Consider the following 22,083-nt stretch of genomic DNA (forward strand, 5'->3'; position numbering starts at 1 on the left):
TTTCCAACAAAAAAGTCTACCTTTGTCAACTCATTCAACTATTAAAACCGCAATTGCTTCTGCATTATACACAAACAAATACGGTAAAACGAAAAAACTCAAATTAAAAAACGTATGAGAATTTACAAAGCACTTCTCCTCTCAAGTCTTTTCATGACTCTGATTTATAGTTGTTCACTCCCTGCCGATGACGAAGAAAAGGAAACCTATCTAGAAGAGGAAGATAATGCCACCGCAGAACTCCCCTGGGAAGGAGAAACGGATAAATTCACTATCAATGCCAAAGAAGGAGTGCGTCTGGATGCTCCACAAGAAGACGGTGGAACTGCATTTATTACCTTCCCGTCCACTACCGTAAGAAATACCCGTTGGGAATTTGGAGTTCATCTCACCTTCAATCCATCTGCTAATAATTACGCACGGTTTTATTTAGCATCCTCTTCCAATATACTGTCCGGCAATTTGAACGGTTATTATGTACAAATAGGTGGAGCCAAAGACAATGTAGCACTTTACCGTCAGAATGGTGAGCAACGGAAACTATTAGCTTCGGGAAGAGAATTGATGAAAGGAGATAATTCACCGAAACTATACATAAAAACAGAATGTGACAACAACGGTTACTGGACTTTCTGGACACGATTGGAATCAGAAAATGAGTACACCAAAGAGAAGCAGGTAAAAGACACCGATATACAAAGCTCTGCCTGCTCAGGTATATATTGTGTCTATACAAAAACTCGCAGCCAAGGATTCACATTTCATCATGTGCAGTTATCGAACGATGTGGAAACAACGACAAAACCCGACGGAACACCGGATACCCCCGTAGACCCTGTCCCCGTTCCGCCTGATTATCCGGCAGAAGTAAAAGGGATTTTATTGTTCAACGAAGTAATGTATGATAATGCAACAGACGGGGCAGAATATATAGAACTCTATAACCCGTCCGGTTCTGCCGTCTCTGTCCCGTCATTAAAGCTTATGAGATATGTAGATGCAGGGGCGAACACCACAACCACCAAGTCTACTGTTATCCTGCAACAGACGGACGGCAATCTGGAAATAAGCGTTCCCCCTTACGGTTATATATGCCTTACGAAATCAGCCGCTACCCTTATCAGAAAGCACAAAGCTAACGAAGAAACAATCATAGAAATATCCAACTTCCCCAAACTGACTAATGAAGACAGTCATCTGGCCATAATGACTAACGAGGAAAAGTCACGGCTTATCGACAAATGCAGCTACTATGAATCCATGCACAGTTCGGGTGATAAAAGACATCAAGGCATATCTCTCGAAAAGGCTTCACCGGAATTACTTTCTTCAATCAAAAAAAACTGGAATTCTTCCAAAGCACTGACAGGAGGAACGCCGGGGATACCAAACTCACAAGAATAAGTTCACCATTATCAAACATTTGAGTTTGTTTCATTCCCACACTGTTTTGACTGAAACACACCTATTGAATGAAGGCAATCATATATTCGAGAAGAATGAAGAAGCCGACAACACTATTATCATCTTTATGAGCGATAACGGTGAATTTGTTTCGGAATCGTACCGGTGTGGCGGGGAGTGTGGAATAAATCCACACTCCCCGCCACACTTTCCACACATTCCCCATTGCTTTCCACATACACTCATCATCCTATTTCTTCATTATTTTATTATTTATCAACACTTTACAAACTCCTTATTTCCTTTGGCACGTACTTTGATCTTTATTAAGAGTTAATGTAAAAGCAATAACCGATTCCTTAACTCCAAAGAGAATTGAAAACATATGTCTAATTATCATTAAAGCAAACGATTATGAAGAAATTAGTATTAGTAGTAGCAATGTTTATGTTTGTTTGTGGTGGTTCATTCCTTGTTAAGGCTCAGAACTCCGCAGAAGCTGTGACAGCCCAAGCAAGAGTTAATGCCGCACTTATCGTTAATGATACAGTAGTGAAAGATACTGTAACCAAAGACGAACCTGTGAAAACGGAACTGAGTGCACCAACCGCTTTTGTCAATGATACAGTAGTGAAAGACACTGCATCCAAAGACAAACCGGCTGAGCCTGTCAAGGAATAACCTTGCCAACAACAAGCAGGACATAGTCTGCCGAACAATAGTAAGCACACTACAAAAAAAGCCATCCCTACTTCGTCTATTCCGGGGATGGCTTTTTTGTTCTTTCTATTCGTTTCTTATTCCACTGTCAATATCGGGTCGGCTTTCCACGTAGAAACCACACTTGCCGCTTCAGCTTCAAAGCTCTTGTCCGCTAAAGAAACAAATGTTTTAATATTTCCGTTTCCATTATTGAACAACCAGTTGGCAATCATTCCTTCCGCTTCCTCATTCAGTATCTTGCCACTTTGGTCTGCAATCTGCTGTTCCGTCAATGCTTTCGTCCAGATACGGGCGTAACTGATAGCACCATTCAAGCGGCGTTTGCTGTCAGACTGACCGATGTAGAAGTTGGAAGTCAGGTTAATATTCTTCAAATCATCCGGTGTGCCACTTGTATATTGGAGCGTTTCCTTCACACCATTCACATACAAGGCAATCCGGTCACTGCCACTCTTGCTATCATCCAGAACCACGGCAACATCATACCACTTATTAGTCTCTATCTTAGTGGAGCCTTCATATCGGATTTTACCTTTATCGTCTGCTGCCAACTGAAGATAACGTGATTCCGTATCACTATCGTTCTTATGAACATCCACACGCAATAAGAAGTTTTTCTCGATTCCCATCACCGTATTAATCTGCGCATCACCGCTTCCATTCAACGACTCAATATTGAAACGAGCCTCAAACGTGATTGTGCTCACACTCTTCAGCGATTCGTCCGCCACCCCATTATACGTAAACGGTACATGGAAATAATTGCTGCTACCCAAGTTCGCCACTCTATCTGCCAGTACCACTGTTACAGTCAAAGATAATTCCTGGTCTGCCTGGTCTTTGACAACCACTGTGGTGACACCTGCCTTCTTACCAATCAGATTGAAACGGGTATCATCCACCTGCTGAACACCGACTATCTCATCATCTTCCGCTGTAAGACTATAACCTCCGTTTCCTTTTTCTACAGTAATCATCACCTTGTTGTTCACACCGACTCTCGGAGTCAGGTTGGATACATCAATAGAGATAGGATTCACTGTTACTTGAATCGTAGCCTGCTTTCCCTTATGGTCAGTGAAAGTCACCGTGGTATGTCCGCTCTTCAACCCCGTCAATGTATAGAAAGGACGGAACACATCAGTATTGACCATGCCGACAATCGTTTCATCACCCACCGTATAAGACAATTCATCATTACTGGAGAAGTTTCCCATGCTGACAATCAACTGTTTTTCGTCCCCCACTTCCAACGTAACTTGAGATTCATTCACTTCCAGTTCAAAGACCCCTACATTGACCGAAATATTGGCAATCACTCCTTCACCATCCATCACTTCCACCGTAGTGGCTCCATTCTGCGAGCCGCTTCTCACCGTAACCACCTCACCGGAAACCGTAGCCGTTGCGATAGCAGTATTGAAACTCCTCACTGAGTAATTTCCGTTTCCAACCACTATATTCACTTTGGTCTCTTCATTCTGCCCGATACGTATCACCGGTTTATTCACTATCAATTCTATCAGGTCCTTGGCAATATCGTCATCGTCATCATCGTCACAACCGGCAACGGCAAACGACAATACCGATAAAAGCAACAGACACATATATGTATAGATTCGTTTCATCTGATTTTCTTTTTAAAGTTATACATTCCTATCGGTTTACCATCCCGGATTCTGCTCAATAGACGGTGTCTTCTGCAATTCGCTCTGCCGAATCGGGAACAGATAATGCTGAATGGAGAACGTACGTTCTTCCACACAGAAACGTTCCATTCTATATTTTACACCGTCTACAGTAATAGCACCATTCTCATCCTGCACCGGACGCATTCCGTTAATCATCCTTTGGCAACGGGGCAACGCTCCGTTGTTTGCCGCCCAGTATTTCTGCGTACGTTTTGAGTTGTCGCTGCCGCTGGATTTCCAAAGACTCTCTTTAGCCAATTCTTCTTTGCTCGTCGGTTCCAGATACAAACGGCAAGTCCAGGGACGTTTGCCTTCATAGAAGAGCTCCACACGACGTTCGCGCTGAATATATTCACGCATCAACTGCTGATTGGACTTAACTTCCGGTGGCATCGGTTTCATGAACGAACGTTCGCGGACGGTATTTACCAATTTATAAGCCTCATCCAAATCCTCTCCCAGCTCATTGCAAGCCTCCGCATAGATATAGATAAATTCAGGCAGACGCCAGATAGCAGGCGCATTGATGCTGAAGTTACCGGATTTGTTCCAGGACTCCTGCTGGAATTTGCGCAAGTAATATCCGGTAGTCGTCGCATTAGTTGCTCCTATCTTATCAGAACCGCTGGCAGTATTCAGTGTTTTCGATTCATTCTTATTGTTGCGGTAAGGAGCACCGTGATAGATAATATCCCGATAGAAACGTGGGTCACGAGTTCCCTTCACATACGGATTCGCATCATCATAACCGCCTTTGCGCGCTTCCGCCGAATATACAGGATAACCGTAATCACCTACGATATATTCATACTCGTCCACCTGTTCCTGTACAGGCTGCTGACGGGAACTTCCCTCGCGGCTGGGCGGATAAATATCTCCCTGCCAGGCCTGGTCCTTGCTCTTCGTCATAAAGAACACATACTCGTTGGCAAACGCATCCATATCATAGAACATATCCCACAGGCGGGCATACACACGGCTATCATTCAAGTTGCCGTCCGCCGGGTCTTTGAAATCATTTGCGTCATGTTTCATATAAAGAGAATAACGCTTTGTACCACCAACTTCAAAATCCAGTACAGCCTTAGCCGCTTCCTTCGCCCTTCTCCACCGGTTGATGTCATACGTATATTCATTCTCGAACACACGACGCAAGTTGTATCCATATTGGGAAGCCCCATTCCACAGCGGAGTCGCCACTATCCAGCGGACAAAGGAAATCAGTCCCAAGCAAGCACCCTTATCCACACGCCCGAAGTTTTCAGAGGTCTTCACGTATTTATTGGGCACCATACCATACGCAGTCTGTGCATCCGCAACAATTTTTTCCACCATCGTATGAACAGACTCCTTCTTGAAATCCATATTATCTCCGGCATGAACTACATAGTCAATATACGGAGCTTCTCCGTACATACGCAACAGCAACATATGGAAATAACCGCGCATGAAATACATTTCTCCGATACGGTTACGCAAGTCACCGTCCTGTTGAGGATTATCGGGCGTATTATACTTCGCCACATTTTCTATAATCAAGTTCGCCTTACGGATTCCTTCATACAAACTTTCCCAGTACTGACCGCAGCTACCCGGCAAGGAGTTCGGGTTCCAGGCACCGTTATTGAAGTTATTCGTAATATTCCCTTCTACGTTAGTACCTTCACATTCGTCCGTAATGGCACTGTTACTGAAGTGCTCGAAAAACACCAGCGGACGGTCGGCTTTCTTCGCCTTGGCATACACATCCGATACCAGTCCGTTTACTTTCTCATAACGGGCAAACACATCCGCTTCCGTAATGTTATCATCATCATCCCGGTCGAGGTAATCATTGCACGAAGCGAAAGACAACGTCAGAAGCGATAAAGCGATTGCTGAAAATCTATATAACTGTTTCATGTTTCTATACTGTTTTTAGAATGTAATATCAATACCGAAGTTGAATACCTTTTGAATCGGATACCAGGAAGCACCGTCACCGGACTTCGTTTCCGGGTCGATGTCCACATCACCCAGTTTATCAAAAGTCAACAGATTCAAGCCCTGCACATAGATACGTGCCTGCTGTACATGGAACTTACGCAACCAGTTAGGCGATACATTATAACCGATTTCCACATTCTTCAGACGAAGGTAGGAAGCGTCATACAGGAACAAGCTGCTGTTTCCATTCTTATTGTTATCATGCGTTCCGTAGTGCAAAGCCGGATATTTTGCCGTAGCAGCCGTTTCCGGTGTCCAACGGTCGAGATGCATCTTCTTCACACGCCCGATCTTATCTTGCTCGAACTGCGGGAAGTCAAATACAGCAGCCCCATTCAACAGGATAGATGTTTTGGTGGCTCCCTGCAACAATACACTAAAGTCGAAATTCTTATACTGGAATCCGAAAGGAATACCGAACATAAGCTCCGGGCTACGCGGATTTCCCATAGCCGTACGGTCTTCATCGTCAATCACCCCATTGCGATCCAAATCCTTGTAAACGACATCTCCCGGAATTAACTGCCCCCATGGCTGATAACCGATTTTATTCAAGCGGTCGGCCTCTTCCTGATCGGCCACAAAGTGGTCGAATACATAGACAAAGTTCTCATACAGGCGCTTGCCCGTTTCTTTACGCCAAGAGTTCTTACGGGCTACTTCCGCCTTATATTCCAGGCGGTTGCGGGAGAAGGTCAGATTCGGACGAATATAATAACGGAAATTCTTTCCTATCTTGTCGTTCCAGCTCAATTCGATGTCCACACCACGGTTGCTGACCTCACCCAAATTCTGTAAAGCCGCATCCTTACCTACAATGTCCGGATATCCCATGATACCGTCACTATTCATATCCGTAATAATATCGAACCGATATTCATAGAAAGCATCGACAGTCAATGCCAAACGCTGGTTCAAGGTAGTAAAGTCAATACCTACATTCAACTTGCGGGCTTTCTCCCAAGTCAGGCTTTCATTTGCCAGGTTTCCTTCGGAAGTACCACCCACGTTCGTTCCGAAATTATTGCCGAAATCATAGCTGCTACCACTACCGTAGAAAGCTAAATAAGGGAAACGGCTGCTCACGTTGTCACTACCTACCAAACCATAAGAAGCCCTTACCTTCAAGAAGTCGATCCAGGAAGCCTTCTTCATAAAAGACTCTTCCGAAATCACCCAGCCGATAGAACCTGCGGGGAAAAATCCGTAACGTTTGCCCGGAGCGAAGTTCTCGGAACCATTGTAACCGAAGTTGAACTCCATCAGGTACTTCTGATTATAATAATAGGCAAAACGTCCGGTGATACCCTGGCTATGATAAGCCAGTTCATTATTAACAGTACGGTTGCCACGGTTTGCCAGCAACATCGCTGTCAGTTCGTGACGGTCGTTGAACAAACGGTTGTAGTCCACACGTGCCTGTATATACGTTCGTCCGTCGGAAGCATTATGGCTGAATCCGTTGCCGATAGTCTGGTCGATGTCGTATTTATTACCTGTCTTGTAAGCACCGGTATAATGTCCGCCCGCCATATAGGCATCCGAACCTTCAATCGGCATAAACGTCGCATATTTCGGATATTCACGGTATCCGTCCTTATAAGTATCCAGCTTGCGGTTGATCCAGCGTCCTTCGGAAGCATCATAAGAAAACATCACTTCCGCTTTCAGCCCTTTTGTCAGGAATCCCATATCCAGGTTCATGGCAAAGCTACCGTTCAGATAGGTATTCTTCTCATTCAGATAACCGGTACGGCTCAGCTCACCTAATATATTATAGCGATAGATGTTGTCACCATACAGCATGCCCCGGGAGTTCTGCTGAATATATTCTTCATTCTGCGGATGCGAGTTCTCCTCTACCAAGATAGGCAGATACGGCGGTTGCGTAGCACAGATAGTCATCAGTCGCCCGGCAGTAGTACCCGGTGCATTACGGTCGGTAATACGGGCACCCAGGTCGAGACGTGTACTCAGATAGCGGTTAATATTAATGTCAATATTCGAACGGAAGTTGTAACGGGTAAATCTGGTCTGCGAATTATATTCACCGGCATTCGAATATTTGTAGTTACCGCCCTGTGAAAAATAATTAGCCAGCACATAGTAACGCACCTTGTCCGTACCTCCACGGATAGAAAGGCTGACATCTTCCTGCATACCCGGTTTGAAGGCGAAATCATAATAATCCCAGTCATACCCCAGCCCGTCGGAGTTGTCGCCTTTTGCACGGCGGAAGTTGTCGATAGCCTGTTGAGAGAAAAGATTCAGGCTGCTAATGTCTGCGCCTGTCATCTTGGCGTCATTCAGTCGCGCTTCATTATATAAGGTAGCATAATCGGCAGAGCCCAAATATTCGGGGAATCCGATAGGTTGGTTGATACCGACAGAGGCTTTCAGGTTTACAGTTGCTTTCTCGGCGGCCTTACCACGTTTGGTTGTGATCACGATTACACCGTTCGCGCCACGGATACCGTAAGCGGCAGTCGCGGAAGCATCCTTCAGAATAGTGAATGTTTCAATCTCGTCCGGTGCCAGATAACTCATGTCGCGTTCGATTCCGTCAACAATGACAATAGCACTCTGATTGCCGTAAGTAGCTTTACCACGGATGAACAATTCACTTTGGTCAACACCCGGCTCACCACCCGCATATTGGTTCACAACCAATCCCGGCAGACGTCCGGCAAGTGCATTGTTGATATTGGCGGTCGGACTTTGCGTCAAGTCTTTCGTTGTAATGGTAGCTACCGAGCCGACCATCGTTTCCTTGCGTTGCTTGGTGTAACCTACCACCACAACTTCCTGCAAGGCTTTCGTATCTTCCTGTAATAAGACCGTCAAGTCTTTCTTGGCACCGGGAACAATTTCCTGCGGCTGATAACCCAAGTAAGAAAATACCAGCGGAGCTTCCGCGTATGGCAACTTCAACGTAAACTTACCATCCATATCCGTAATCGTTCCCGCATTGGCTACTCCTTTTACCACAACAGACACACCAATCAACGGGTCATTTGTCGTCTTATCCAATACCGTACCCGATATCGTTATCTTATTGTTTTGCGAAGCCTGTGTCCTTGCGGCTCTGCCTGTCTGCGCCATACTTTGTACAGGGATACCTGCCAGCAAAGCGCAAGAAACAGCCATCAGACAAATATTTCTTTTTATATGTATCATTTTTATTTTCGATTTTCTATGTGTAATGAATCAATCTTATTCCCCTGCTTTCTTCCCAAATTCCGGGCCAACCCAGTTGGCCTCTTCGGAAGCCTTGCCCTGTACCCAGTCCTCATAACGGGCACGAATCTCGATCATTGTCGCTCCGGGAACCTCTGCGTTCAAAGAAATCGTCAGGCGGTCTTCCCTGTTATCGCGATTGCCGAACTTCGGAGCTTTCGCCCAATCGTATTCCCATACATAATATCCTTCCGGATGTGCCAGTGTCCAAAGTACATCGGAACAACTCCGTAATGCGGCAATAAACTTATTCCTGGTCTTTTCCGGATAAACACTGCTGACAGGTTGTTTCACCATATCCAGGAAATAACGGACAAAGATTCCCCGGAACAAAAGATTATCACCGGAATTACCCTCCCCGCTGAATACCGGATAATTGGAATCCATTTTCTTATTCACCTGATAAGAACCGAAAGCAACAGCGTTACGGAGATATTCCTCCTCACCGGTGGCATTGTAGAGTGCCAGAGCAGATGCCATGAATGTTCCCTGATTGTAAGACAGAGCCACTTTATCCGGGTCACCCGGAGTGCCGTCATCCTTGATTCCCAAGTTATCATATACCTGTCCGGTCGACGTGTCACACAGATAAGCAGTCATCCAGTTGTACACCTCTTTGGCAAAGTTGAGATAATAAGCCGCCTTATCCTCCCATCCCTCTTTCGCTTCTTTGACAGTCAGCTTGTACAGTTTCATAGCCAAAAGACAACCGGGGCCATTTGAACAAGCCATACGTGAAGCCGGCGCATCCGTTTTCCATGCCATGCCGCCTACTCCTTTATAGTCATTCTTGGCTTCCTTGATATGATCCCACATTTTCATCAAGGCACTGTAATAGTCTTCGTCGCCCGTCAGCTCGTACACCCGCAGGCAAGCCAATGCCATCCACTCCATATCATCATAGAAGTTATTCCAGAAGTCCTTGCCACCATAACCGCAATGCTCATTCCAGTCGTCAAAAGCCGGAAGGAACGGTTTCATTATGTTCTCATACAAATCGGCCTGATAAGCAGGATTGTCTGCATGACGGATATAAGCGTCGATGACTATATCCAGCGCATGTCCCTGCGACCATCCGCCGCTGCCCCCTGTACTTGTAGGTTCTCCGGTTTCCGGTGTATTCGGTTTTTCCCAATAAATGCTTCCGCAGAAAGTATCCCGTCCGCCAGCATTCTCAAAGAAATATTTGATGTAAGTTTCTGTACTTGTATTGGCAGCATCCGTCCAGTTTACATCCGACACATATTCGCCGGATGAATTCCCTTTGTAGATGTCACTCAATTCGCCGTCGTCGCAAGCAGCGAACATGGTTAACGTAACACCGCCCAAGAGCAAAGCCTTTTTTGAAAATGATACTATATAGTTCTTCATATTATTATTCAGTTTTAATCTTCATTGGTTTCCGAAGCCACCCAACGATGAGTATAGACTCCAAATTCAGCATTGAAATAAAGGGTAACATCTGTTTTTACCGTTGCATAATACACATTTCCCTGTATTGCGCCCCACTGAAGCAGTTCGTCACAATAACGGAAACTGTAATCCCAAGGATCGGTACCCAACGCCAATTGATACAAGTTGTAATAGCCGGCATCGGTAGCCAAGTTGGGCTGACTCTTATCTTTCTCCTTATGTCCCCAACGATAAGTCGTCCCGTTGATTTCCATCTTAAAGCTATGACGGGTTTCACCGCTTCCTGCCCAACTTTCTGTCTGTTTCCGTGCAGTATAATTCTTCACGCCCCACTTGCCATATCCCAAGTAGTCGAAGTTCTGCCGGTATCCGCCCGAATGGTTATAGAGATAGACTGCTCCTATTTCATCATAACTGATGGTTTGTTCACCCATATTGATAGTAATACGGTAAATGCCGGACTTCGGAACGGTCACCGTATACTCTTCACCGTCATTGCGTTCGCGCAACAAGCCATTGTCGTCTACATAGTAATAGCATCTGCGTCCCTCTACCGTTGACATAAAGATAAACGGCTGGTCTGCTTTCAACTGAACGAAAGTCTGATAAATTCCTTCGTTCTGCCGGAGCATCTGCAACGCTTCCGCTTCGTCCCCGTCATCTTCCGTACCGATACCTGTGATATAAACCGGTTCATTCTCCGAAGGCACATCGTCAATGCCGTCCATCATAAATATTACGAAATAACCTTCCAGGCTACTGATTGCCTGATCCAATCCACAGTAGGCACGTACTTTCCAACGTAGTGTTCCGTTTGTGTTGCAACGGAACTTGGCAAGTTTGCCAATCGTATTTGCTTGATAATGCGTCAAAGTAAGCTGAGGTTCCAAGCCGTTATTGTCGGAAAAGATAGTTTCTACCGGCTCCGTAAAATCCCCGCCAATCGTATCAATCAGCACTTCGTAACGATATACTGTATTACCGTGTTTCTCAGTAGGCGTCCATTTCAGGATGATGTCCGTCAGTGAAGCTCCCGAAAGCACCACTCGTTCACCGCTAGCCATAGCGTCCATCGTACGTACTGGTTCAGGCGGAACAATCGCTTCATAATCGTCCGGGTCGAATCCCGGATTCAGTTCATTGTCACAAGCCGTCACTCCGATAAGAAAAAACAGCAGGGCAAATTTGATTAGGTTCTTTGTAATCATATTGTTTCTCATATTATTGTATTCCTTGTTTTTAGTATGAATGAGGACATTCCACTCGTTTGTAGCGGTCAGGGAAAGTGACAGGACTTATACTCTTACCGTTGTTATAAACCACTGCATCCAATCCGTCGCCTGCAGAACCATAGTTCTTGAAAACACTGATATCACCAACACCATTAGACGGTATCCAATAACCCAATAAATCAGTATTCGCCTTAGCTTCTTCCTGAGAGTAGTATCTACACATATCCTCTTTTATCTGCTCTGCAGTACGGGCAACTTTCCACATACGCGCCTGAGCAACGGCACAATATCCCAAACGGAATTCACTATTACCCGAACGTCCAATCATCAAGGCGTTATCACCGGATACGGAAGAAAGAACCAAATACGGATCGGGCCGTACATCTTCATAATCACTGCTTGCAGGAGTCAGCGTTTCACGCACACCATTGATATACATCTTGTAAGCCTCCTTTGTACTGCCCTGTGTTCCATCAAACACAATAGCAATATGATACCATTTCCCGTTTCCCTGACGGTCATTGCCCATTTTCTGCTGACTGCGGAAACGGGGGTCATTGTATTTATCCCCATTCAAGTTATTGGGATCTTTATGGATTTTGGTAGCTATTTCAAAGCGCAAATCAGTATCCCCATTGGATTCGCAACGAAGCAGGAAAACACCTTCCAACCCGATAAACGACTGCAAAGCACGTGAGTATGTCGGATAAAATACCATCTCAAAAGTAAGTTGTTGCATATTATCCAAAGCCTGGTTACCTTCTACAAATTTCTTGATGTCAATCTTAAAGCAACGGTCAGAGTCGAGGAAGGTTGCCATCGGCATGACAGTAACCGGTAAGTCCAACTTCTTCCCGGCAGCATCCGTAATTATAAGCGTAGTAGTTCCCAGCCAGTTAGCTTCAATTTTCAGATGACCGTTTTCATCTATTTCCGCTGATTTCAAGTACTTCCTATTATCATCCGTCAATGGCGCTAACTGATATTCACCGTTACCACGGGAAATTGCAATCTCTTTTGAATTATCAAATCCGTTGATAGTTAATGAAGTCGCATTATCTTCCAACTTGATTTCATACGGATTTACCTTTACTGCAATTTCTTTTGACGAACCTTTCTGATCGGTCACAATCACCTTTACATCCCCTCTTGCTTTCGGCTTCAGCGTAATCAGATTCTCTTTCTCGGTAGCTTCTACAACGGTAGCCTCCGTAGTCGGTTCGCCGTCTCCCACCTGATAAGTAAAGCTATATCCACCATTCCCTTTTTCAATCTCGATATACTGAGACTCGGCATCCGGCTCCGCAAAAACCGCTTCGTTGGCTTTCAGCGTCAAGTCAACGATATTTACTACCACAGGAATAACTACCGTCTTACCTTTTTTATCAGTAATCGTAATTTCGACAGGTTCTGCTCCTGTTTCAAATTTGGCAGTTACGGGGAATACCTGACCGGAGAGTTCGCCCACTTCGATATACTTGTCGGCACCTTCGGGAATGGAAATCTCATAATTACCATTACCAGTCAGGATTTTCACCATTCTTTTTTCACCGATAAACAAATCGAAGCCTTCTTCCGGTACATCTGCCGTCAAGTCCCAAAGTTTGGCTACCTGAACCTGAATCCTAGCCACTTTCTTGCGTCCGTCTACTACTAATACAGTTGTTTCGATGCGGTTATTTTCTTCAAGCCGGCTATTCTCCGTAGCTTTAATTGTTACTTTATTACCACTGACCGTAGCTGTCGCTATACTTTCATCAAATGGTTTCACATAATAATCTCCATTACCGGAAGTAATACCTACCGTAATTTCGTCTCCTTGCAGTAATGTCACCGAATTATTATCGACCACCAAGTCAGTTGCCGGCTTCACCTCCTGTTCTTCTTTATCATCACTGCACGAAACCATAAAAAATGGAAGGGCCAATGCTGACAGGAATAAAAAACTAAGTTTCCTTTTCATTAGATTAAAGATTAATAAATTAATACTTTCGATTTTATCTACTTAAATTTTCGATGAAGCAAAGATAAAATCACTAAACTCTACCAAAAGAAATCAAACTCTACTTTTTTTACTTTTTGGCACGGATACTTACCATATTAACACGGATATTTACTTCTTCTTTTTCTCGGAAAATCCCCCACTACAGCCTATTGCCGAACCTCTTCCAAATGTTTCATCCGAAATTCTTTTGGCGTGCACTCGTACTTTTCACGGAACACTTTGAAGAAAGTTACCTTATTGGAGAACCCTGAATCGAATACTATTTCATCAATAGTCTTTTTAGTCGTCAGCAGCAAATCCTTGGCGATATGCAAACGACATTCCTTTATCAGATCCGTCGGACTATCTTCACCGATTTCTTCCATTTTCCGGTAAAGGCTACGCGGGCTGATTGCCAGCCGGTCGGCGATATAACGCGGGGTCAGTTCCTTATTCGTTATATTATCATTGATAATCTTCAAGACAGACTGGAGGAATTTCTTCGATTCCTTATGTGTCAGCTTGCCGTCCGACTTCTCAAAGGAACTGATGGGCGAACTGAAATAGTTTTTCAGCACTTCCTTACGCTCCATCACCTGCCCCACCGATATGCGGAGATATTCCGCATTAAACGGTTTCGTGATATACATCTCCGCACCTGCCGAGAGAGCCGCCATCTGCTCTTCCATCTCATGTCGTCCGGAAACTATGATGATAGGTATATGTGCCGTCTCTTTCACCGCCTTAATCCGCCTGGTCAGTTCAATGCCACCGATTCCCGGCATCATGACATCACAGATTATCACATTCGGATAAACTTCGTTCATCACCTGTTCCACCCGCTCAGGGTCCTGCAGGGTTACTACATTAAAGTCACCGGAGAAGATTTCACCGATAAACCACAGCATTTCTATTTCATCATCAACCACCAACAAGGTAGGACGCATTTTATCAAACTCATAATGAGGAAGTTTCAGAACAGGCTGTGTGTCTATCTTCGGAATATATTCCGAAGTAATCCGCTTTGTTGCCGTTGCTCCGGTAGTCGGCTCCATGACAGGCAAGGTCAATGTGAACATCACCCATCCGTCAGGCGTATTTTCCACTTTCAGCGTGCCGTTCAGCAACTTCGCCATATTGTAGGAGATGGCAAGCCCCAATCCATTACGGGAGAAGTTCTTCTCATCCTGATTTTCAAAGTTATCCAGGATAGAATAGCGGTTGAAGATATGCTGGAAATCTTTTTCCTTGATGGCACTTCCTTCATTGGCTACCCGGAGCACCAATACACCTTCCTCAGCCGTATCCACTTCAATCTTAATGCTTTGCCCATCGGGAGTATATTTGAATGCATTCGAAATCAGATTGATAATGATTGTATTCAGGAAGCCTTTGTCCGAGTTCCACATCACCTGTTCGGGAATCTTGCTCAGGAAAGTAATATTTCTCGATTTCGCCATTTCGACAAAGGTTCTGGCTATTCCTTTTACGATGGACGATACATTTAACGTTTCAATACGCACTTCCCTGTTGCCCGTCTCGATACGGCGGAATTCAATCAGTTCATGAATCAGGTTATTCAGACGCTCGGCATTGGTCTGAATCATCTGTACGTAGTCTACCACAAACTTGCTCAGTCCGTTGGACGAAAGGATGCGTCCGCAAGGGCCGTAAATCAAAGTCAGCGGCGTGCAAAATTCATGAGCGATATTTGTAAAGAAGCGGAGTTTGGATTCAAAGACATTCTTTTGATGACGTTTCTCTATTTCGTTCAGCAATTCCTGCTTCTTGCGTTTGGAGCGCAGGATAAAGGAACGTATCAGCAAGGCAGCCAGCAAAAGCAGGCACAAGGTATAAATCAGATAAGCCCACCAGGAAGCATACCACGGGTCGCCGATACGGATGACCAAAGAGTAGACATCACTCTCTTTATCAAAGACACTATTATAGTATTTCACCAGCAGCGTATATTCGCCGGGAGCCATATTCGTAAAAGACACTCCGCTCTCCGAACCGTTGTTCACCCATTGGTCGCTCAAACCTTTCAGCTTATAGAAATAGGTGCAGTTGTTACCATTCAGATAATCCACCGAAGCAAAGGAGACAGAAAAGAAGTTTTGATTGTACTGCAGGTTCAGCACCTCCGTATCCTTTTTCCGGGTGAGAAATTCGCCCAAGTTATATTGTTCGCCAAAGATGGATAATTTATCAAAATAGACGGGCGGTGTATAAAGCTGTTCGGGACGACCGTCCGCACGGATGGCAACAAAACCGTTGATGCCGCCGAAGAACAATGTACCCGTCCGAGGATCGCGGTAAGCGGCTCCGTCACTGAACTCCACCACTTTCAGCCCGTCACCGAAACCATACGAACGGAATACATTCCGGCGGGTATCGAAGTTAATTAGTCCCAGGTTGGTACTTAACCAGAAGTTATCGGATGAGTTTTTGAGAATGGCATGAATCGTGTTGTTCAGAAAGCCATTCTTTGCATTAAAAAGTTGGTAAGAAGTCTCCGAGGTATATTTTATCAGCCCGTAGCTCGTGCCGAAAAGATAATTGTTACTGCTGTCCTTGCTGATGGCGAGAATATTGTTCAGCGTCATGTTCTCATATTTATGAGTAGATACAGGCTCCAGTCCGTTCGTTGTCTTGTTGAAGCGGAACACCCCATATCCTTTATTGCCAAAGAGCAGACGGGATTCGTCTTCCGCATAGATAGTAAAGAAGTAGTTCGAGCCCAGTTCGCCATCGTTGATGACATAACGCTGGGCATCTACGATGACCGGATTATCCGGTGTTCCGGCAATACGGGCTTTCAGGACTCCCATTCCTACACTTGCCAGCCATAGTTCGGAGTCCGCCGTTTCGTAAATATCGTGTATATATTTGAAGTCTTCGTTAGCTACCCGGATAGGGATATTCCTGACACGTTTTTCCTTGTACGAATAATAGCTCAGCCCTTCTTCATCGCCTATCCAAAGAAGATTCCGGTGACTTTTGGCAAAACAATAGACGGCGTTGCTTCCCAATGCACTGTTGGAAGTGGTCAGCGTCTCCGCACGACAGTCGGAAATGCTCTTATCAACCTCGTAATCATAGATTTTCAAGATGCCGTTTCCCTTTGTGCCTACCCAGAAAGTACGGTCTTCATCAAGATAAAGGGCACGTACGGGGCGTTCTATCTTCTCGCTGTAATTGCTGAGCACCGTTGATTTGATAGAATAGAGAGGGGTGGAATAAAGATAAACCCCTTGTCCGTCCGTACCTATCCACACAATATCCTGAAAACGGTCTTTCTTGAGACAAAACACGCCACTGTTGACAGGCAACGGCTGAATCTGATAGGTATTCGTTCCCTTCTGCTTCTCCAATAACAGAATGCCGTCCATCAGAAAACCGACAAAGAAGCTGTCGTGATAATGAACAATGGAAGAGATTTTGCCGCGTGCCTGTATCTCTTTGCCCAGATTGGCGATAAACTCATTCTTTTTGGTCGGGATATGGAAAGCGTAGAAGTTATAGTCCTTGTCGATGTAATAAAGAGATTGCTCATCATTGAAGCAGTAAATCAGTGAAGTCTGATAAATCAGGCTGGTTTTCTGCGGCAGCAAAGTGATGTCTCCCGAGGCGGACTCCTGCTGTATGTCATAACAACGGTTGTACCCTTTCATCACTATCCACATACGGTTGTTGCCGTCGATAAAAAAGTCTACGATGTCCGAGATGGGAATACCTGTAATATTTATTTTCCTGAAAGCCCCCTCTTTCTTATGATAATAATAGATGCAGTTGCTGTCCTGGATAATAAACAGATTGCCATTGGTATCCTTGTTCATAAAGAAGAGTTTCTGAAACTCATTGTAGTGCGTAATCGTGTTGGTTCGCCTGTCCAGCCGGTTCAGTCCGTAGTAGGTTTGAATCCAGTAAATTTCGTCACCGGTATATACAATATTGTCAATCAGATTACCGGATAAGTAATCTTCCTTGTCACGTGTTTTAAACTCTTCGATTTCCTGTCCGTCGTATATATTCAGTCCGTCGCAAGTACCTATCCACATCAGCCCGCGTTCGTCCTGGCACAGAGATGTAATCGAACTGTTAGACATATATTCCTTATCTGCAATCTGCTTCAGGTTATAGGCGGAAGCCGTATGTATCAACAGATTAAGGATTAAAACAAAGATAAAAAACGGTTGTCTATTCATGGCGTGTCATTCTTAGATTTGATGTATGGCAAAGGTAAACAAAAAAATAATTCGCGCTTTTTTCTGGCAGGAATATAAGTTAAGTTCCACGCCATAATGGTTAACATTAGCGCCATCAGGCATTTTTGCTTTTCTATTCGTGGAAGCACATTCCTTTTCTCCCTATTTTCGTCGTAGAAATTATTATCAAATCAATAAATTCATTTGTTCATGAAAGCACATTTTTCATTTAAACACTTGCTATTTCTTGGAGGTGCCGTGTTGTACAGCCTGCAATCTTCTGCCGTTAAGAATCCGGTGGACTATGTCAGCACACTGGTAGGCACCCAATCCAAGTTCGAACTATCTACCGGAAACACGTATCCAGCTACGGCATTGCCGTGGGGAATGAATTTCTGGACACCGCAGACCGGTAAAATGGGAGACGGTTGGGCGTATACGTATGATGCCGACAAAATCCGGGGATTCAAACAAACACATCAACCCAGCCCGTGGATGAACGACTACGGGCAGTTTGCCATCATGCCTATCACCGGCGGACTGGTATTCGATCAAGACCGACGTGCCAGTTGGTTCTCTCACAAGGCGGAAGTCGCCAAGCCTTATTATTACAAGGTGTATCTAGCCGACCATGACGTGACTACCGAACTCGTTCCCACCGAACGTGCAGCCATGTTTCGCTTTACGTATCCCGAAACGAAGAATTCCTATGTCATCCTGGATGCCTTCGACAAAGGTTCTTACATCAAAGTGATTCCCGAAGAGAACAAGATTATCGGCTATTCGACAAAGAACAGCGGCGGTGTGCCCGAAAACTTCAAGAACTACTTTGTAGTGCAGTTCGACAAGCCGTTTACGTTTACTTCCACCGTTTCGGAAAACAGGATTCTCCCTAATGAAACGGAAGCGAAGGGGAACCATACGGGAGCTGTCATCGGATTCGCCACGAAAAAAGGAGAAATCGTCCACGCCCGTGTCGCCTCTTCTTTTATCAGCCCCGAACAGGCGGAACTGAACCTGAAAGAGCTAGGCAACAAGACTTTCGACCAACTGGTGAGCAGCGGACGAAACATATGGAACCGTGAAATGGGCAAGGTAGAGATAGAAGACGACAACATCGACAACCTGCGCACGTTCTACTCCTGCCTGTACCGTTCGATGCTCTTCCCGCGCAGTTTCTACGAAATAGACGCGAAGGGACAAGTGATGCATTACAGCCCTTACAACGGCAAAGTACTTCCGGGGTATATGTTTACCGACACCGGATTCTGGGATACATTCCGCTGTCTGTTTCCTTTCCTCAACCTGATGTATCCGTCAATGAACCGGAAGATGCAGGAAGGACTGGTGAACGCTTACAAGGAAAGCGGCTTCCTGCCCGAATGGGCGACACCGGGACACCGCGACTGCATGGTAGGCAACAACTCGGCTTCCGTTGTAGCGGACGCCTATATCAAAGGTTTGCGCGGATATGACATCGAAACTCTTTGGGAAGCGTTGAAACACGGAACGAACGCGCATCTCCGCGGGACTGCTTCCGGCCGTCTCGGTTATGAGTCCTACAACCAACTGGGCTATGTAGCCAACAACATCGGAATCGGGCAGAACGTAGCCCGCACCCTCGAATACGCTTATAACGACTGGACTATCTATGCATTAGGCAAGAAACTGGGTAAACCGGCCGACGAAATCGAGATTTATAAAAAGCGCGCACAGAACTACAAGAATGTCTATCACCCGGAACGCAAACTGATGGTGGGCAAGGACGATAAAGGTGTATTCAACCCCAACTTCGACGCGGTAGACTGGAGCGGCGAATTTTGCGAAGGTAACAGTTGGCACTGGAGTTTCTGTGTATTCCACGACCCGCAAGGGCTTATCGACCTGATGGGCGGCAAGAAAGAATTCAATACCATGATGGATTCCGTATTCGTAATTCCGGGCAAGCTGGGAATGGAAAGCCGCGGCATGATTCACGAAATGCGCGAGATGCAGGTGATGAACATGGGACAATATGCACACGGCAACCAGCCGATTCAGCACATGGTTTATCTTTACAACTATTCCGGCGAGCCTTGGAAAACCCAGTACCGGGTACGCGAAATAATGGACAAGCTGTATACCGCCGCACCGGACGGTTATTGCGGTGACGAGGATAACGGTCAGACTTCTGCCTGGTATGTATTCTCCGCCTTAGGCTTCTACACTGTTTGTCCGGGAACCGACGAGTATGTCGTAGGCTCTCCTCTCTTCAAATCAGCCAAACTGCATCTGGAGAACGGGAAAACAGTCACTATCAAGTCGGATAACAACCAGCCCGACTACTGCTACATCAAAGAAATGAAAGTGAACGGAAAGCCGTACTCACGCAATTATCTTACACACGACCAGTTGACGCGAGGTGCGAATATCCAATTCCGGATGAGCCCTGTACCCGACAAACAACGGGGAACCACTGAAAAAGATGCTCCCTACTCTCTTTCATTTGAATAAAATATCGTACTTTTGAAGTCTGAGAATTATCTATCAAACAAACTATAAAAACATGAAACTTAAAAGCCTTTTATTTATTGCTATTGTCGCGATAGTCTTTTGCGGTTGCCAAAGTAACTATCAGCCTACTTCCATCACCGTTGCCTCCTACAATCTGAGAAACGCCAACGGCAGCGACTCCGTCAACGGAAACGGTTGGGGACAACGTTACCCGGTCATTGTCCAAATGGTGCAATACCATGATTTCGACATTTTCGGCACGCAGGAGTGCTTCATCCATCAACTGAAGGACATGAAAGAGGCATTGCCCGGTTATGATTATATCGGTGTAGGACGCGACGACGGCAAAGAGAAAGGCGAACATTCCGCGATTTTCTATCGTACGGACAAGTTTGACGTGATAGAAAAGGGGGATTTCTGGTTGTCAGAAACGCCCGACGTGCCTAGCAAAGGTTGGGATGCCGTACTGCCGCGTATTTGCAGTTGGGGACATTTCAAATGCAAGGACACCGGTTTCGAATTCCTTTTCTTCAACCTGCACATGGACCATATCGGTAAAAAAGCCCGCGTGGAAAGCGCATTCCTCGTACAGGACAAGATGAAGGAACTCGGCAAAGGCAAAGACCTTCCGGCTATCCTGACGGGAGATTTCAATGTCGACCAGACTCACCAGTCGTATGATGCTTTCGTGAGCAAAGGGGTATTGTGCGACTCTTACGAGAAGTGTGATTTCCGCTATGCCATCAACGGTACGTTCAATGACTTCGACCCGGACAGCTTTACGGAAAGCCGTATCGACCATGTGTTCGTGTCGCCGTCTTTCCACGTGAAAAGATACGGCGTACTGACGGATACATACCGCAGCATCGTAGGAAACGGCGAGAAGAAGCAGGCGAACGACTGTCCGGAAGAAATCGACATCAAGGCTTACCAGGCACGCACGCCTTCCGACCATTTTCCCGTGAAGGTGGAACTGGAGTTTGACGAGCGGCAACAGAAATAATATTTGTCAGCCGTGTGCCGTCTATCCGTCATTCGGCTGACACTTTTCACTAATAACCTGAAAGTTTCAATTCCCAACTCCGATACTCCTATGAGAAATATATGTTTTGCAGCCTGTATGCTATTTTGCCTTACTTCCGCAGTAGGAAAGACTCCAGGAAATGCCCGCTATCTTTCTATTGCCGACTCGATTCTATATAATGTCTTGAATCTGTATCAGACAAATGACGGGCTACTGACAGAAACGTATCCCGTCAATCCCGACCAGAAAATCACTTATCTGGCAGGCGGTACGCAACAGAACGGAACGCTGAAAGCGTCTTTCCTATGGCCGTATTCCGGGATGATGTCGGGCTGTGTGGCGCTATACAAAGCTACGGGAAATAAAAAGTACAAAAAGATACTCGAAAAGCGGATTCTTCCGGGAATGGAGCAGTATTGGGACGAAAGCCGCCTGCCAGCCTGCTACCAGTCGTATCCTGCCAAGTATGGGCAGCACGGACGTTATTATGACGACAACATCTGGATTGCACTGGATTACTGCGACTACTACCAATTGACGCACAAGCCTGCTTATTTGAAGAAAGCCGTCGCACTGTATCAATATATTTACAGCGGATGGAGCGATGAAATGGGGGAGACTGTCCGAGAACTCCTCTTTAAACAGAGGTTTGTCGTTGTCCCTCCGCAATAGCCCCTGTTTGTAGCAT

Annotated in this window: 12 protein-coding genes and 1 pseudogene; 5 read left to right on the forward strand and 8 right to left on the reverse strand. The window is 45.5% G+C overall.

Annotated elements, in window-relative coordinates:
* Window positions 1-114: 114 nt before the first annotated feature.
* A complete protein-coding gene (locus tag NSB03_RS13325; RefSeq protein WP_024987616.1) occupies window positions 115-1,404 on the forward strand; it encodes a lamin tail domain-containing protein in 1,290 nt (429 codons plus the stop codon).
* A gap of 61 nt (window positions 1,405-1,465) precedes the next feature.
* Here NSB03_RS13325 and NSB03_RS13330 read toward each other — a convergent pair whose 3' ends face one another.
* Entirely contained in the window at window positions 1,466-1,642 is a 177-nt protein-coding gene (locus NSB03_RS13330) for a hypothetical protein (RefSeq protein ID WP_172503567.1), read from the reverse strand.
* Window positions 1,643-1,818: 176 nt separating this feature from the next.
* Between NSB03_RS13330 and NSB03_RS13335 the strand changes: the two genes are divergently transcribed.
* Entirely contained in the window at window positions 1,819-2,085 is a 267-nt protein-coding gene (locus NSB03_RS13335; protein ID WP_024987614.1) for a hypothetical protein, read from the forward strand.
* Window positions 2,086-2,201: 116 nt separating this feature from the next.
* Here the strand turns inward: NSB03_RS13335 and NSB03_RS13340 are convergent, their stop codons facing one another.
* The 7 genes from NSB03_RS13340 to NSB03_RS13370 form a co-directional block, all read right to left on the reverse strand.
* Complete coding sequence (locus NSB03_RS13340) at window positions 2,202-3,755, reverse strand: LamG domain-containing protein (RefSeq protein ID WP_257466432.1); 1,554 nt, start codon at window positions 3,753-3,755, stop codon at window positions 2,202-2,204.
* 36 nt (window positions 3,756-3,791) lie between these two features.
* On the reverse strand, window positions 3,792-5,720 hold the full coding sequence (locus NSB03_RS13345) for a RagB/SusD family nutrient uptake outer membrane protein (protein WP_024987613.1): 1,929 nt from the start codon (window positions 5,718-5,720) through the stop codon (window positions 3,792-3,794).
* Between the two features lie 15 nt (window positions 5,721-5,735).
* Window positions 5,736-8,981: a SusC/RagA family TonB-linked outer membrane protein gene (locus NSB03_RS13350; protein WP_172503570.1), complete on the reverse strand. Its 3,246-nt coding sequence runs from the start codon at window positions 8,979-8,981 to the stop codon at window positions 5,736-5,738.
* A 36-nt stretch (window positions 8,982-9,017) separates the two neighbouring features.
* Window positions 9,018-10,412 (reverse strand): glycoside hydrolase family 76 protein, encoded by a 1,395-nt coding sequence (locus tag NSB03_RS13355; protein ID WP_172503571.1) that lies wholly within the window; start codon window positions 10,410-10,412, stop codon window positions 9,018-9,020.
* Window positions 10,413-10,426: 14 nt separating this feature from the next.
* Complete coding sequence (locus NSB03_RS13360) at window positions 10,427-11,674, reverse strand: SusE domain-containing protein (RefSeq protein ID WP_121766502.1); 1,248 nt, start codon at window positions 11,672-11,674, stop codon at window positions 10,427-10,429.
* Window positions 11,675-11,693: 19 nt separating this feature from the next.
* Complete coding sequence (locus NSB03_RS13365) at window positions 11,694-13,649, reverse strand: LamG-like jellyroll fold domain-containing protein (protein WP_024987612.1); 1,956 nt, start codon at window positions 13,647-13,649, stop codon at window positions 11,694-11,696.
* Between the two features lie 188 nt (window positions 13,650-13,837).
* Window positions 13,838-17,878 carry a response regulator gene (locus NSB03_RS13370; RefSeq protein ID WP_257466433.1) on the reverse strand — a complete coding sequence of 1,347 codons (4,041 nt, stop codon included), beginning with the start codon at window positions 17,876-17,878 and terminating at the stop codon, window positions 13,838-13,840.
* A gap of 210 nt (window positions 17,879-18,088) precedes the next feature.
* On the opposite strand from NSB03_RS13370, the gene NSB03_RS13375 reads away from it, so the two are divergent.
* From NSB03_RS13375 to NSB03_RS13385, 3 genes and pseudogenes are all read left to right on the forward strand, one after another.
* The gene (locus tag NSB03_RS13375) at window positions 18,089-20,371 is read left to right on the forward strand and encodes a GH92 family glycosyl hydrolase (RefSeq protein ID WP_136014089.1); all 2,283 of its coding nucleotides are present in this window, start codon (window positions 18,089-18,091) and stop codon (window positions 20,369-20,371) included.
* Window positions 20,372-20,423: 52 nt separating this feature from the next.
* Entirely contained in the window at window positions 20,424-21,374 is a 951-nt protein-coding gene (locus tag NSB03_RS13380; RefSeq protein WP_024987611.1) for an endonuclease/exonuclease/phosphatase family protein, read from the forward strand.
* A 90-nt stretch (window positions 21,375-21,464) separates the two neighbouring features.
* A pseudogene (locus NSB03_RS13385) lies at window positions 21,465-22,010 on the forward strand (glycoside hydrolase family 76 protein); the annotation flags it as partial.
* Window positions 22,011-22,083 lie beyond the last annotated feature (73 nt).

Source organism: Bacteroides acidifaciens, from assembly GCF_024623065.1.
GTDB lineage: Bacteria > Bacteroidota > Bacteroidia > Bacteroidales > Bacteroidaceae > Bacteroides > Bacteroides acidifaciens.